The sequence below is a fragment of the Aporhodopirellula sallentina SM41 genome (assembly GCF_000346505.1).
Taxonomy (GTDB): domain Bacteria; phylum Planctomycetota; class Planctomycetia; order Pirellulales; family Pirellulaceae; genus Rhodopirellula; species Rhodopirellula sallentina.
Genome location: NZ_ANOH01000065.1, coordinates 15,360 through 29,689, shown reverse-complemented (window position 1 = coordinate 29,689; position 14,330 = coordinate 15,360). Strand labels below are relative to the sequence as shown.

The following is a 14,330-nucleotide window of genomic DNA, read 5'->3' as shown; positions in this document are numbered from 1 at the left end:
CCGACGTCGGTCGGATGGGCGTAGGTCGATGCTGGGCAAGCTGAGAATGTGCACCGGTGATCGCGTGAATCGGTGCAGGCGCGAGGGGAAGAGCTACCGGATGTCAATCGTGACTTCTTTGATCTTACCGGTGAATTTGAACGGGGCGGTGTAGGCGTTTGTAATTGGCTGGCCGCTGTCTTCGCCGATGCCGAAGGTGTCGATTCCGAATCGGCCTGCGACGGTAGCGTCCATTTTACCTGTGCCAACCGTTTCGCCGTCGATCTTTAGGGTGATCGTGGCGCCTTTGCCGACTCCACCACCGGCGTAGTCGAAATCGACTTCGATAGTTCGCTCTCCCGAACCGAGTGGGCGATCCGACTTCACGACGGTGTGGCTATCGAAGTAGTTGTAATCAAACACGGGTACGCCTTCGTTGACATACAGCACGATTCCGGCTGCAACCTCCCCCGAACCCATGATGACTCCTTCGGTTTGTTCTCCTTCGCCAGTGATCTCCGCCTGAAGGGTCCAGGAATTGTTTTTCATCGGTGGGGCGGCGGGTTCTGCGATGCGGATCGCACCGACGTGATAAGTGAACCGTTTCGTGTCTGGGGTGGCTCCGGGAACCGCAGGTTTGGGAATGGCAAGTCGCGCTGCTCCACGGTCATCGAGCGGGTGAATGTGGAATTCCGTGGCTGCCTGATCAAACCTCTGCTTCAACTCGGCGAGCTTGCCGGGTTCCGCAGCGGCGAGGTCGTGAGCCTCGGAAAAGTCGTCTTCCAGGTTGTAGAGTTCCCATTCATCGTCGTCCCAGTTGCCCGGGGCGAGGTCTTGTCTCCAGGGAAGTGTGTGCTGCGCGTTTGCTTTCCATCCGTTGGCGTACATCGAACGATTGCTGAGGATTTCAAAATACTGTTCGTCGCGGCCACGGAATGTCGGGTCAACGAAGCTCGACGCGAATGACTTTCCGGCCAATGGTTTTTGTTTGACACCATCGACCACGTCGGGCATTGGGATTTGTGCTACTTCCAAAATTGTTGGGACGACGTCGATCAGATGCAGGAACGCGTCTCGCGGTTGGGCGTCATGTTGAATCTTCGCGGGCCATGAAATGACCATCGGGTTGCGACTGCCACCGAGATGCGAGGCGACTTGTTTGACCCATTGAAACGGCGTGTTGCCCGCCCACGCCCAACCCACCAGATAGTGCGGTTCGGTTTCCGGGCCGCCGAGTTTGTCGAGGTTTTTAAGGATGTCGTCAATCGATTGGTTCAGACCGTTCAGGTTTGCGATCTCGTTGAGAGTTCCATCGGGGCCGCCTTCGGAGGAGGCACCGTTGTCGCCGACGATATACATGACGAGCGTATTGTCGGCGTCAGGCAGTTCCTTGACCGCGTCGAGCAATCGACCGACCTCATGATCGGTGTGCGCGAAGTAGCCGGCAAAGTTCTCAAACAGAGCCGTGTAAACCTGTTTCTGCTCGTCACTGAGACTGTCCCATGCCGGAACCCAATCTGGACGGGGAGTCAGTTTGGTTCCCGGAGGGATGATTCCCATGTCGAGTTGATTCTGAAAAACGATCTCGCGGTACTTTTCCCAACCCATGTCAAACTTGCCCTTGAATTTGTCTCGCCACTCAGCGGTGACGTGATGGGGCGCGTGCATCGCTCCTGGGGCGAAGTACATGAAGAAGGGTTTCTCAGGGGCTACGGATTTCGAGAACTGCATCCGCGCAATCGCACGATCGACCATGTCCGTCGTGAAGTGATAACCTTCCTCGGGAGTTTCCGTCGGCTCGACGGGGACGGTGTTTTCGAACAACACGGGATAGAATTGGTGGGTTTCCCCCGCGTTGAAGCCGTAGAAATATTCAAAGCCCATGCCGGTGGGCCAGCGATCAAACGGACCCGCGACGGTGGTTTCCCAGTCGGGTGTGTTGTGGTTCTTTCCGTACCACCACGTGGCGTATCCGTTGCCCTTGAGGATACGGCCGATGGTTGCCGTGTCGGGCTGAATCATCGTGGAGTAGTTAGGGTATCCGGTTGCCCATTCCATGAGGAAACCGTTTCCGGTGTCGTGGTGATTGCGCCCGGTGAGCAGTGCTGCTCGCGAAGGGCCACAGATCGCGGTCGTGTGAAAGCGGTTGTACCGCAGTCCTTCACTGGCGAGTTTGTCGAGGTTCGGGGTTGGGATCAAACCGCCAAAGGTGGATGTCTGACCGAATCCGACGTCGTCGAGCAGGATCACTATGACGTTCGGAGCACTCTCCGGTGCAGAGACGGGTTCCTGCCAATCGGGCGTTGACTCTTTGTAAGTCTTTCCGATTTCACCCTCGAACGGTGAGAGAGGGATGGGCAACGATGAGCGATCAGGAGACTGGGCGTGTCCGATGCCTCCTTGGATCCAAAGAACTTGAACCAAAAGAAGAAGCGTGGCTTGCCATCGAATGAAAGCGAATCGTCGCATGGTTTGTTCCTGCAGAAAGAGTAACCGGCATCGAATCAAGACGGACGTTTGTCCAACCGAATGACCGCACCAGGGTGAACACCGAAAAGACCGCCAGCGGACACGGCTGTGTCACATCAAACGGGAATGTGTTCAGGACGTCTGGGCTCGGATGCGTGTGCCAAAGCGTTTGCGATTGTACCTGTTTGCGATGGCTGATTCGCTGGTTGGGGGACGCAAATCCAGGGATTTCACACAATCAGAATGTGTTGTTCGCGTGTTGATTTGAAAGGTTTCATTGGCAGATTGCGAGCGATCTGAAACGCGATGGTTCGGTGTGTCTCGTTGAGAGTCGTGCGACAATCCGCCTGTGCGTAGTGGTGTGAATCGCAACCAAAGGTGGTGTATACTGCGCCTTCCCTCCGTCAAATCCCACCTCGAACGATCGCGTGAACACCCATGAGTAAACCGCAATCATCTGCCCATTCCGACACACACTTGCCATCGGCAGAAGGCTCGAATCGAAGGCGATTCATTCAAGCTGGCGGCGTTCTGGCCGCTGGATCTGTACTGCCCGCCACTGCCGCGACGTCGGTGCATGTTGGCGAAGACAATATGATACGACTAGCGTTGGTCGGTTGCGGAAGCCGGGGAACCGGAGCGGTGGTCAATGCATTCGGGACCAGCAACCAAGGGCCGATCTCGCTGCACGCCACCGCGGATTTGGACCCAAGAAATGTTGAACTGCGTCTGCGGTCGCTGAAGAAAAAGTATGCGGACAAAGTTGACGTTCCACCGGAGCGTCAATTCATCGGTTTCGATGCCTATAAGAAGGCGATCGACACGCTCAAACCAGGCGACGTCGCGTTGTGCACAACACGCGCTTATATCCGTCCGGTCCATGTTGAATATGCGGTCAGTCGTGGGATCAACGTGTTTATGGAAAAACCGTTTGCGACCGATCCGATGGGGCTGCATCGGATGCTGCGTGCGGGTGAATTGGCAGAACAAAACGGCGTGAAAATCGCAGCCGGGTTGCAGTGCCGCCACTCACCGGCTCGGGCAGCCTTGATTGAACGCATTCGCGAAGATGCGATCGGAGACATCTCCTACGTTTGTGCGAATCGACTCGGTGGCCGTCGTTGGATGGGCGATCAGCGCGACAAATCGAACGTGCTGAAGGAACAGCTGCGTTTCGGAAAGATTGGACTGCTGTGGGTCGGTTCGGGACACATGGTGGACTTTCTCATTCACCAAATCGACGAGTGCTGTTGGCTCATGGATGACTGGCCGGTTTCCTGTCATGGGATGGGAGGCCGAGAAGTCGGGAGCACGGACCGTGGGCAAAACATGGACACCTATTCGATGGAGTTCACGTTCGCCAACGGCAAGAAAGCATTTTGTGGTTTCCGTCGGGCGCAAGGCGGGTTCAATGAGTTTGCCACGTTCGTCCATGGAACCAAGAAAGCCGCGCAGTTTTCCGGCAAGGTGCACAAGGCAACCGTGCACATGTTTAAAGACCAAGTTGTCAGTGATGCCAACATTGAATGGTCGCCGACGCCGGATGCTCATAGCCCTTGGGATTATGAATGGATTTCGTTCATCAAGAGTATCCGCAATGACCTGCCGCACAACGAAGCCAAGCGAGCGGTGTATTCGGACTACGCATCGTTAATGGGGCGGGCGGCCTGTCACCTGAACCGTGTCGTGACCAGGGATGAAATTGTGAACTCGAAGTTCCAGTTCTGCGATCAACTCGACGAGATGACTTTCGATAGTGCTCCACCGGTCGTGGCTGGTGACGAGGGATATTTCCCGTTGCCGGGGGCGCGAGATTGGAAAGAGACCTAAACGTTGTTCATCGAACTTCGTTGCCAATAAAAAACGCCACTGTTCGTTTGAACGGTGGCGTTTGTCTTTTGAGTGGTTTGTATTCTGAGGTGTCCGAGTGAAAGACGCCGTAGTCGTTTATGTCGGCTTTCTTCTCGGGTAGTGGATCTTGTGGAAGATCCGGCTGCATGAGGATCTTTCACAAGATCCACTACGGGCTACCCGAGAACAGAATACGAGTGATTTTGAATCGCGTTCTTACGATCGCATTTTGCGGTACCGCTCGATCAATGTGTTGGTGGAACTGTCGTGTTTGAGTTCTTCGCTGTGCTCAGGTGAGAGTTCCGGGATGATTGCCTTGGCGAGCACTTTGCCGAGTTCGACGCCCCATTGGTCAAACGCGTCAATGTTCCAAATCACGCTTTGTACATAGACGCTGTGTTCGTACAACGCGACCAGTTTGCCGAGCATCGCGGGCGACATTTCTTCGCCAAAGATCGTGTTGGACGGACGGTTGCCTTCGAAGACGCGGTGAGGAACCAACCAATCCTGCGTGCCCTCGGCTTTGACTTCGTCGGCGGTTTTTCCGAACGCGAGTGCTTCGCTCTGCGCCAGGACGTTGGCGATGAGGATGTCGTGGTGAGGTCCGATCGGGTTGAGTGATTTGCCAAACGCGATGAAGTCGCAAGGAATCAAACGCGTTCCTTGGTGGATGAGTTGATAGAACGAGTGTTGGCCGTTGGTGCCGGGTTCGCCCCAGTAGATCAAACCCGTTTCGTAACCCACTTTTCGGCCGTCGACGGTTGTGGTCTTGCCGTTGCTCTCCATCGTGAGCTGTTGGAGGTACGCGGGGAAGCGTTTGAGGTATTGTTCGTACGGGAGAACGGCGGTCGTTTCGACGCCGAAGAAGTTCGAGTACCAAACCGACAGCATGCCCATCAGCACGGGAAGGTTCTTCTCCAGCGGTGTGGTGCGGAAGTGATCGTCCATCTGCCGGAATCCGCTGAGCATTTCGCGGAAGCCTTGAGGCCCGACCGCGAGCATGGTCGAGAGCCCGATGGCGGAGTCCATTGAATAGCGACCACCAACCCAGTCCCAGAACTCGAACATGTTGGCGGTGTCGATTCCGAACTCGGACACCTTCTCCGCGTTGGTCGACAACGCGACGAAGTGTTTCGCGATCGCCGATTCATCACCACCGATTTTGTGTAGCAACCATTCGCGAGCGGTGTTCGCGTTGGTCATTGTCTCGATCGTGGTGAACGTTTTAGATGCCACGATGAACAGTGTTTCCATCGGATCGAGGTCCACGACCGCTTCGGCAAAATCGGTCGCGTCGACGTTGCTGACAAAGCGGAACGTGAGATCGCGTTGGCTGAAACTTTTCAACGCCTCGTAGGCCATCACGGGGCCGAGATCGGAACCGCCGATGCCAATGTTGACGATGTTCCGGATCCGTTTGCCGGTGTGTCCGAGCCATTTCCCGTCGCGAACGCGGTCGCAGAATGCCGACATTTTGTCGAGCACCGCGTGAACCTCGGGGATCACATTTTCGCCATCGACGAGCACAACCGCGTCAGACGGTGCACGCAGGGCGGTGTGCAGAACGGCGCGGCCTTCGGTCAGGTTGATTTTCTCGCCCGAGAACATCGCTTCGATCCGGCTCGGCAGTTCGCAGGCACGGGCGAGATCGAGCAACAGGTTAATGGTCTCGGAGGTGACTCGGTTTTTCGAGTAGTCGAGGTAGAGTCCCACTCCCTCGGCGGTCAGCGTTTCGCCCCGCGACGAGTCTTCGGCGAACAGATCGCGGAGGTGTTTGTCCTTGATCGAGTCGTAGTGTGAGGAAAGAGCTTGGAATTGCGGGAAGTTTTTGAGGGTGTCGGGCATGGATCGTGTCGGTGTCGGGGTGGCGAAATTTGGAGAGCACGTATGTTTTAGTTCAGCGTGCGGCTTCCTCGAAGGGTGCTGCACCTGCGGTTTTTTGTACGTTTGTGCGGAGCGCTTCTGTACGAGTTTTTCTGATCCGGAGCCGTCAGGAGGCTTCCGTGGCTTTGACGTGGCCGGCAACGACGAGGACCGGGTGCGGGCTGCGGCGAATGCGATCGATCACGAACCCCTGCGTGAACCGGTCGTCGACCTCCAGCGGCAGGACGAGCATTTGTTTGTGCGTGTCCGAGAGTGGATTAGGCGGTGCGGTCTCGCCGGGTTGTGGCATGAGGTGGTAGCGGACGCCAAGGTCTTCGGCGGTTTTGACCATGGCCGCATGCAGGTTTTGGTGCGTTTTGGCGAGCACGTCGGCAAGCATATCGACGTTGAACTGTTTACCGGGATCCACCGATTCGAGAATCGCTCGGACGTTTTCGAAGTGTTCCTTTTCGACGACCAAGTTGAGCGACACCTCTCCGCCGGGGCGTGCGAGTCCGAAGGCCCACGCGGCGGCTCGATTTTCGACATCGCATTCGCTGCCCACCAGAACACTGACGCGTTGCGAGCAATCAGCCAGGGTTTGTTCGGGGTGCCGAATCACGAGGAACGGGACCGCACACCGAGAGAGAAGCACGTCAATGGTTGTCCCGACGCTGTCGGCGCCGACTTTTTCAAACGAACGTCCGAACGGGCTCGGCACGATCACGAGGTTGACGTCATGCGTTTTGAGCGAATCGAGGATCGCTTCGAATGATTCGCCCGGTGGCCGCGAGATGGCTCGGCTGCCGGTGATTTTGCCGGCTGTGTTGGTGGCTAATTCAGTGGCCGGAGAAGGTGTCGATGATTCCGTGTTGTCCTCGGGGGAGTCACCGGCGGGGACCTCACGGGCGTCGAGGACTAGTGTTTCGGTGTTGCAGGTCTCGCGAAGATGCAACGCCGAGGCGATCGACGTCGGGTCTTGGTCCGATCCATCGAGCACCAACAGTACACGGGCGGGACGGGTGGGAGTCAGCGGCATCGCCGAGCCAACGCGGGCGCGTTCGAACAACCTCATCGAGTCGTCAACGTCGCGGTCAAAATCTGATGCATCGTCCATCGCGGGGGCCTGAAAAGTAGAGAAGCGGAGAAGGCGATTAGCTGCAAAATGGCGTCAAGACGCGATCGCGGGGATCCAGCCTTGTGAGTGCATGAACATGACGTAGAGGATTGCGCCGATGACTTGAACGAACATGATCGCGCCACCGAGTTTCAAAAAGGTGCCCCATCCGACGTGCACGCCGACTTCCTTTTTGAGAGCGTAAATGGCGATCACGCAGGAAATGGACCCGATCGGGGTGCCGTTTCCGCCGAGGTTACAGCAAATGATCAGTGTCCACCACAAAGGCTCCGCCGGGACCCCGGTTTCGCCTCCGGAGATGTCTTGGACGATCGGAATCAACGTCGCGGCGACCGGAATGTTGTCGACGATGGAACTCGCGACCGCTGAGAACACACCCATCAAAGGGATCAGCAATGCAATCTTGTTTCCGGAAAATGCGATCACCTGTTCGGCAACCCATTTGAGTGCCCCGGTTTCTTTCACGCACCCGATGATGATGAACAGCCCCATGAAGAAAAGGATCACCGTCCAGTTGACTTTGCCGATCGCGTCTTCGACTCCCTTGCCCGAGAACAACAAGGCTGCGGTCGCTCCCACCATGGCGACAAAGTCCATGCCAACGCCGAGAGGTTGAGCGAGAGCAAAACCGCACACGGTGGCGATCAAGATAATGGCACTCCGCAGCAGCACGCGGCGGTCTTCCACCATCGCCCACGGGTCGAAGCCTTCGATTTGTTGTTTGAGTGCGGCCTTGTCCGATTCGGATTGCTTCCAGGGAAGGTCATTCCGGAAGAAAAATCGCAATCCGATGATCGCGACGATCAGGCTGACCACGGCGTACGGCAGCGAGACTTTGAGGAAGTCGACATAGGGGATTCCCGCGGCGGTTCCGATCATGATGTTCGGCAGACCACTGGCGAAGGTTGCGATCGCACCACTGTTGGCACAAATCGCGACCGACAGCAGCAGCGGCATCGGTTTGTATCCGAGCGATCGACAGATCACCAGCACAAGAGAACTGAGAATCAACATCGCGGGCACGATGGTCAGCACACTGACAAAGAGGAACGTGACCACGCACAGCGTCATGAACAACGAGCTCGCACGGCCTCCGGTGAAACGGACGATCCACATGCTGAGGAAGTGAAATAGGCCGCTCTTGCCAACGACGTCGACGAGGATGCCCGTCCCGATGATCACGCCGAAAATGTTAAGGTCTTCTTTGAGGAACTCATAGACCTTGTGGTATTCAAACAGGTCCAACGCGATGCTGAGGATGACCAGCACCGCGGCTCCGCAGAGCGCCGCGACGGTTTTGTGGAATCGTTCGACCGCGACCCCGACGTACGTCGCCATCATCACCGCGGCGAACAGCAACATCACCCACGCGGGAGACGACGAGGTCGGCATCTGCGTCAGCGAGGCAGCCAACGGGCTCCAGTCCGTCGTCGACAGATTCGCGCCGAGGTTCGCGATGACATCTGCCATCGGTTCGCCGGTCACATGTTCCGTAGGAAGCATCAAGGTGAGTCTCCGTGGTGATTCAAACTTGCGGATCGATGTTGCAAATCGATGCTGCGAATCGGCGTGGAATGCGGCCGCGTGGTGAAAACGACAGGTATTTTGCCCGATTTTGATAATATGGGCTATCCCGCTGTAACCATCGGGGATGTGGTGGAAAAGGCTGGGTGAGATGAGTCGGCTCGATACGGAGTGGATGTGACCGCAGAAAATAAAACCGAACAATTTGTTCAGCACCTGACCGAGCACCAAACGCGTCTGTACGGGTACGTGTATTCGCTTCTGGGGAACCATTCGCGTGCTAGCGACGTGGTTCAAGAGACCAATTTGGTGCTGTGGCGAAAAATCGATGAATTTGACCCCGGCAAACCCTTCACGCCGTGGGCATTTGGAATCGCCCGCTATCAAGTTCTTTCAAATATCCGTGATCATGGGCGGGAGCGACTGTTGGTGGATTCCGAGCTCGCCGAACAACTCAGCGGCGTGCTTGAAATCGAGATGGAACGATTGGACGACTACCGAGTCCCGCTTCGCACCTGCCTTGGGCGTCTCGACGAAGAAAATCGCGCGCTGATTCATCGACGGTATTTTCGCGAGCAATCGATTGCCGACATTGCCGAGTCGGTTGGTCGAACCAACGGTGCGGTGAAGGTCGCGTTGACGCGTGTGCGTCAGAAGTTGTTCAAGTGCGTTTCTCAACAATTAAAGATGTCAGAGCTGTGAGCGACCCGATGCAAGAAATCGAAGAATTGCTCAGCGAGTGGGACGCGGGCACGCTCAGTGATGAGGGTGTTCGGCGACTTCGTGAACTGCTCCGCGGTGACGAAAACGCGCGGATTCATTTCGCACGGCTACAAACGTTCCACGCGGCATTGAGGTCGGAGGCCGGTCGTGGTGAAAGCCTCGTTGTTCCTGCGTCGGGCGATTTGGGGTCAACGCGAAACGAAGGGGGCGATGTATCGAATAGAGGTTTCGGTGCGTCGGTGGATTTGCACGCTGCCGCTCGTGACAATCGGGCGCTCTCCGGTTCGACCGACCGTTCGTCCAGGACACTCGCATTTTTTATCGGAGCGATCGCCGCTGGGCTGATGGTGTTTGTTTTTTTTCGGAGGCCGGTGGAAGACGAGGTCGCCGGCGGCAACGGTTCACGGCATCCCACGATGGCTACCGGATCGGCACAGCGGTCTGACGCGGAGCCTTCTTCGCCGGGCGTCGCCATGGTGACTCAGGTGGCCGGTGTCGACGCGATGGTCGATGGGCGTGAGTTGTCGGCCGGCCAGGCTCTCGTGCCGGGCAATTTCGAAATCGACGAAGGCGTCGTCCAGATTGAGTTTTTCTGCGGGGCGACGGTCGTGCTCGAAGGGCCCGCGAAGTTGGAGTTGGTCACGACCGACTTGGCGAGGTTAGAACGAGGGAAACTGCGGGCACAAGTACCACCCGCTGCGCTGGGGTTTACCGTCGAAGCAAACGATACCCGAGTGGTTGATTTGGGGACCGAGTTTGGAGTCGTGGTCTCCGACGACGGGATGGGGGTGGAGGTCTTCGAAGGAGAGGTTGAGGTGCATCATCCCGGTGACGTGGCTCGCCTGTTGGAAGAGGGTGAAGCGGTGACGCACGGCCGAGACGGAGTGACTGCCCATTCCGATGCTCGACCGGAGGAGTTTGTCGACGTTCAATCGTTCCACGAAAAGGTCTCCGCCCGGCAGTTGGATCGATATCATCGCTGGCAAGCGTGGTCGGAATCGTTCCGTCACGATCCGCGTCTGATCGCCTACTATGACTTCAACAACTTCGGGCGTTGGAACCGGCGACTGCGATGTCGGATCGAGCCGGTCGATCAGGAACTCGATGGTGCGATCGTCGGTGCGGTTCCCGCGGAAGGACGTTGGGCTGGGAAGACGTCGTTGGAGTTCAAACACCCTGGGGACCGGGTCCGAGTTTCGATTCCCGGTGAGTACCGTTCGCTCTCTTTTTCGGCGTGGGTACGCATCGATAGTTTGGACCGTTGGTACAACTCACTGTTCCTGACCGACGATTACAATGAGGGCGAACCTCATTGGCAGATTCTCGATACCGGACAACTCTACTTTTCGGTTCGCGCGTTTCCCAAAGGGAAGAAAAAACCGGTCAACAAACGGAAAGTGCTCTCGCCCGTATTTTGGGATCCGTCACTGAGCGGCAAGTGGTTGCATTTAGCAACCACCTACGACGTGGATCGCTGTGTTGTGCGACACTATCTCGATGGCGAATTGCTTCACGAGCAGGCGATTCCGAAGGAGCAAGTCGCGACGAACACTCGTTTTGGCCCGTCGACGATCGGGAACTGGACACGGCCGTATCGGCCCGATCGAGACTTTGCGATTCGCAATTTGAACGGCAGCATCGACGAGTTTGCGATTTTTTCCGACGTGCTTTCCGCCGCCGAAATTCAGGAGATCTATCTACATGGAAAACCCTAGCGATGACGACTCCGGAAAGAAGTCGCGTCGATCGGTCTCGCTATCGAACCGGTCGCGTTGGCGGGGGCGAGTGTCCAATGAGGGGGCTCTCACGATGACGATTATTGGTCGAGTGCTGTTGATTGCGGTTGCGTTTGTTATAGGAGTCGCTGAAGAATCTCGCGCCGAAGCACCGGCGGCAGAGTTGCAAAACACCGGATCGCAGGTAATTGATGTTGCCCACGAAGGTCACTGGCTTTTCACCCTCGAAGTGTTGCCCGTGTTTGCCGAGAAGTGTTTCGGCTGCCATGGCGCGGACGCGGAAAAACGTCGCGGAGAGTTCGATATGCGGACCCTCGACGGTTTGTTGCGGGGAGGCGAAACGGAGGAACCGGCGATTGTTCCGGGCGATCCGGATAACAGCGTCTTGGTGCATTCGATCGAGTGGCAGTACAACGAAATGCCACCGAAGGAAAGCGACCGTTTGTCGGCGTCGCAGGTCGATGCGATCCGCAAATGGATCCGCCTCGGTGCGGTGTGGCCAGATGACGAAACGCAAGCCGCGATCCTGCGAGACGAGGCCAGTCGCGAGGTCACTGAAGACGGCGTGTTGGTTCGTACCAGTGGCGGCACATCGCAGCAGTGGACGATGCGTCGCTACGACGTGACGGATTTGTGGGCGATCGAACCGATACGTTCCGCAACCGAGGTTCACGGATTTGCCGCGATCGATCGTTTTATTAGTCGGCGTTTGGACGATGCCGGGATCGCACCGGCGCCGCGTGCGACACCGCTCGAGCTGATTCGGCGGGCGACGTTTGATCTGACCGGATTACCGCCGACTCCCGATGAGATTGAAGATTTTTTGTTGGCGAGGGAAACCGACCCCGAGACGGCTTGGGAAACCCTCATTGATCGATTGTTATCGAGTCCGCGTTATGGCGAGCGGGCGGCTCAGCATTGGTTCGACGTGACACGTTATGCCGATACCGGCGGCATGGCAAACGACTACGAACGGTCCAACATGTGGCGGTATCGTGACTACGTCGTTCGCGCGTTCAATGATGACAAACCATACGACCGATTTGTCTTGGAACAGATCGCCGGTGACGAGTTGGCGGATGAATCGGTGCGGCGACGGCTGCGCAGAGAGTTCGGAGATGAATTGTCCGCTGATGAAATCGAACAACGCGTGCACCGCATTCGATTGGAGGGTGCGTACACACCGGAGGAAGCCGAGGCTATTGTCGCGACCGGTTATCTCCGCATGGGGCATTGGGACAACGCGATGATCGAAAAAGACGAGGCCCGTCAAATCTTCCTTGATGACATCGTCAACAACGTCGGCCAAACATTTCTATCAACGACTCTGCGTTGTGTGAAATGCCACGATCATAAGTTTGATCCGATTCCCACTCGCGACTACTACCGCATGTACGCGGCGTTCTCGGCCACGCAGATGGCGGAACGTCCGGTGCCGTTTCTTCCCGAGGAAAACCGAAGCGGATTCGATGAGAGCAAACGTCACGTCGAGCGGATGCTGGGGTTCGCAAAGAGCAAAATGGATGCGTTGCTTGCCAAGCAAGAGGCCGCAGCGAAAGAGTGGTTCGAAGAACGCGGCCTACCGTACCAAGACGAAGATGCTCGAAGGAATCTACCCGACGAAGATAAGCCGCCTCGTCACGTGGGGCTCAACCACGTCGAGCAGGGGCGACTGAAGGTTCGCAAGCAAGACGAATGGATCTGGCGGCGACGTCTCGAGCGATACGAGCCGATGGCTCAGAGCGTTTTCAATGCCTCGGACAAAGAGGCGGCGATCGGAGCTCGGAAACTGCGCATGCCAAAAACGTTGGATCTGTCGAAGCGAACCAAGTCGTATATCTTGACCGGTGGTGCGTTGACGGCGCCTGCCGATGCCGTTGGTCCGGGGGTGTTGAGCATGACCGGGGTGGGTGCCGGTGCAATGGATCCGGAAGGGGACGAGTACCGTTTAACAGATCAAATCAATGGGCGCCGATTGGGGCTCGCAAAATGGATTGCGAACGCAGAGAATCCGCTCGCGGTACGGTCGATCGTCAATCGGATTTGGCAATCGCATTTTGGCACTGGCATCGCCGCCAATGCGAACAACTTCGGAGGCAAGGGGGCCAAGCCGACGCATCCCGAATTGCTCGACTTCCTCGCGGACGAGTTTCTTCGCGGCGGATGGAAGGTCAAGCGTTTGCATCGAATGATAATGATGTCGGAGGCGTATCAACGCAGCAGCTATCATCCTAACCACGCTGCGGTGGTGGATCAGGATCCGAGCAATCGGTTGTTGGCTTCGTTTCCGATTCGTCGTTTGACGTCGGAAGAAATGAGAGACGCCATGCTCGCGATGACGGGCGAATTGAATCCGCAAATCGGAGGTCTGCCCGCCTTTCCCGAGATCAACATGGAGGTGGCATTGCAGCCTCGGATGATTCAGTTTTCGTTGGCGCCGGCGTATCAACCTTCACGCCGACCCGAACAACGCAACCGACGCACGCTGTACGCGTACCGGGTTCGTGGTCAGGCGGATCCGATGCTCGAACTATTCAATCAACCTAACCCGAACGAGTCCTGTGAACGCCGAGACGATGCCGCCGTGTCGCCGCAAGCGTTAACACTGCTCAACAGCGACATGATGACCGATCGGTCGATCGCGATGGCGATTCGTCTGCAGGAAATGTCCACGCTGAAGTCGGGCGATTCGGGCGAGATGGCGAGTGATGCGTCGACGGCGAATCACGTCGTCGACGCGTTCCGAACGATTCTTGGGAGGACGCCGACTCCGGATGAGTTGTCGCGTCTGAGAGAATACGTCGCTGACATGCGAGAGTATCACGAGGAAATCCATCCGGAGGCGACGGTTTATCCAACCGAAATCACGCGGTCTCTCGTCGAAGAGTTCACGGGAAAACCGTTTGAATACACGGAAATCTTACCGGTCTTCGAAGACTACGTGGCAGATGCGAAGCCGTCGGATGTCGGTCCGGAAACACGGGCCTTGGCGGATCTCTGCCTGCTTTTGTTCAACACCAACGAGTTCCTCTACATTCGGTAGACGT

The 14,330-nt window shown here is 56.9% G+C and carries 8 protein-coding genes; 4 read left to right on the top strand and 4 right to left on the bottom strand.

The window, feature by feature from the left end; translation table 11 throughout:
* Positions 1-93: 93 nt before the first annotated feature.
* Positions 94-2,448: an arylsulfatase gene (locus RSSM_RS03440; RefSeq protein ID WP_044300883.1), complete on the bottom strand. Its 2,355-nt coding sequence runs from the start codon at positions 2,446-2,448 to the stop codon at positions 94-96.
* Positions 2,449-2,886: 438 nt separating this feature from the next.
* Here RSSM_RS03440 and RSSM_RS03430 point away from each other — a divergent pair, with 438 nt between their 5' ends.
* A complete protein-coding gene (locus tag RSSM_RS03430; protein ID WP_008674522.1) occupies positions 2,887-4,278 on the top strand; it encodes a Gfo/Idh/MocA family protein in 1,392 nt (463 codons plus the stop codon).
* Positions 4,279-4,515: 237 nt separating this feature from the next.
* Here the strand turns inward: RSSM_RS03430 and pgi are convergent, their stop codons facing one another.
* The 3 genes from pgi to RSSM_RS03415 all read right to left on the bottom strand — a co-directional run bounded on the left by pgi (position 4,516) and on the right by RSSM_RS03415 (position 8,770).
* Complete coding sequence (pgi, locus tag RSSM_RS03425) at positions 4,516-6,144, bottom strand: glucose-6-phosphate isomerase (RefSeq protein WP_008674518.1); 1,629 nt, start codon at positions 6,142-6,144, stop codon at positions 4,516-4,518.
* A 145-nt stretch (positions 6,145-6,289) separates the two neighbouring features.
* Positions 6,290-7,279, bottom strand: a complete 990-nt coding sequence (locus RSSM_RS03420) for a hypothetical protein (RefSeq protein ID WP_008674516.1) — start codon at positions 7,277-7,279, stop codon at positions 6,290-6,292.
* 54 nt (positions 7,280-7,333) lie between these two features.
* Positions 7,334-8,770 carry an ArsB/NhaD family transporter gene (locus RSSM_RS03415; RefSeq protein WP_044300895.1) on the bottom strand — a complete coding sequence of 479 codons (1,437 nt, stop codon included), beginning with the start codon at positions 8,768-8,770 and terminating at the stop codon, positions 7,334-7,336.
* 231 nt (positions 8,771-9,001) lie between these two features.
* Between RSSM_RS03415 and RSSM_RS03410 the strand changes: the two genes are divergently transcribed.
* From RSSM_RS03410 to RSSM_RS03400, 3 genes are read left to right on the top strand one after another with little or no spacing between them, the layout of a single operon-like run.
* Complete coding sequence (locus RSSM_RS03410) at positions 9,002-9,526, top strand: sigma-70 family RNA polymerase sigma factor (protein WP_085979977.1); 525 nt, start codon at positions 9,002-9,004, stop codon at positions 9,524-9,526.
* Entirely contained in the window at positions 9,523-11,262 is a 1,740-nt protein-coding gene (locus tag RSSM_RS03405; protein WP_008674512.1) for a LamG domain-containing protein, read from the top strand. Before RSSM_RS03410 ends, RSSM_RS03405 begins: the two co-directional genes overlap by 4 nt.
* A complete protein-coding gene (locus RSSM_RS03400; protein ID WP_008674510.1) occupies positions 11,249-14,326 on the top strand; it encodes a DUF1553 domain-containing protein in 3,078 nt (1,025 codons plus the stop codon). Before RSSM_RS03405 ends, RSSM_RS03400 begins: the two co-directional genes overlap by 14 nt.
* Positions 14,327-14,330: the final 4 nt, after the last annotated feature.

Excerpts from the sequence above, each read along its gene's own strand:
- RSSM_RS03415 (WP_044300895.1), bottom strand. The coding sequence starts at position 8,770 with ATGGCAGATGTCATCGCGAACCTCGGCGCGAATCTGTCGACGACGGAC.
- RSSM_RS03420 (WP_008674516.1), bottom strand. The coding sequence starts at position 7,279 with ATGGACGATGCATCAGATTTTGACCGCGACGTTGACGACTCGATGAGG.
- RSSM_RS03430 (WP_008674522.1), top strand. The coding sequence starts at position 2,887 with ATGAGTAAACCGCAATCATCTGCCCATTCCGACACACACTTGCCATCG.
- RSSM_RS03440 (WP_044300883.1), bottom strand. The coding sequence starts at position 2,448 with ATGCGACGATTCGCTTTCATTCGATGGCAAGCCACGCTTCTTCTTTTG.
- pgi (WP_008674518.1), bottom strand. The coding sequence starts at position 6,144 with ATGCCCGACACCCTCAAAAACTTCCCGCAATTCCAAGCTCTTTCCTCA.
- RSSM_RS03400 (WP_008674510.1), top strand. The coding sequence starts at position 11,249 with ATGGAAAACCCTAGCGATGACGACTCCGGAAAGAAGTCGCGTCGATCG.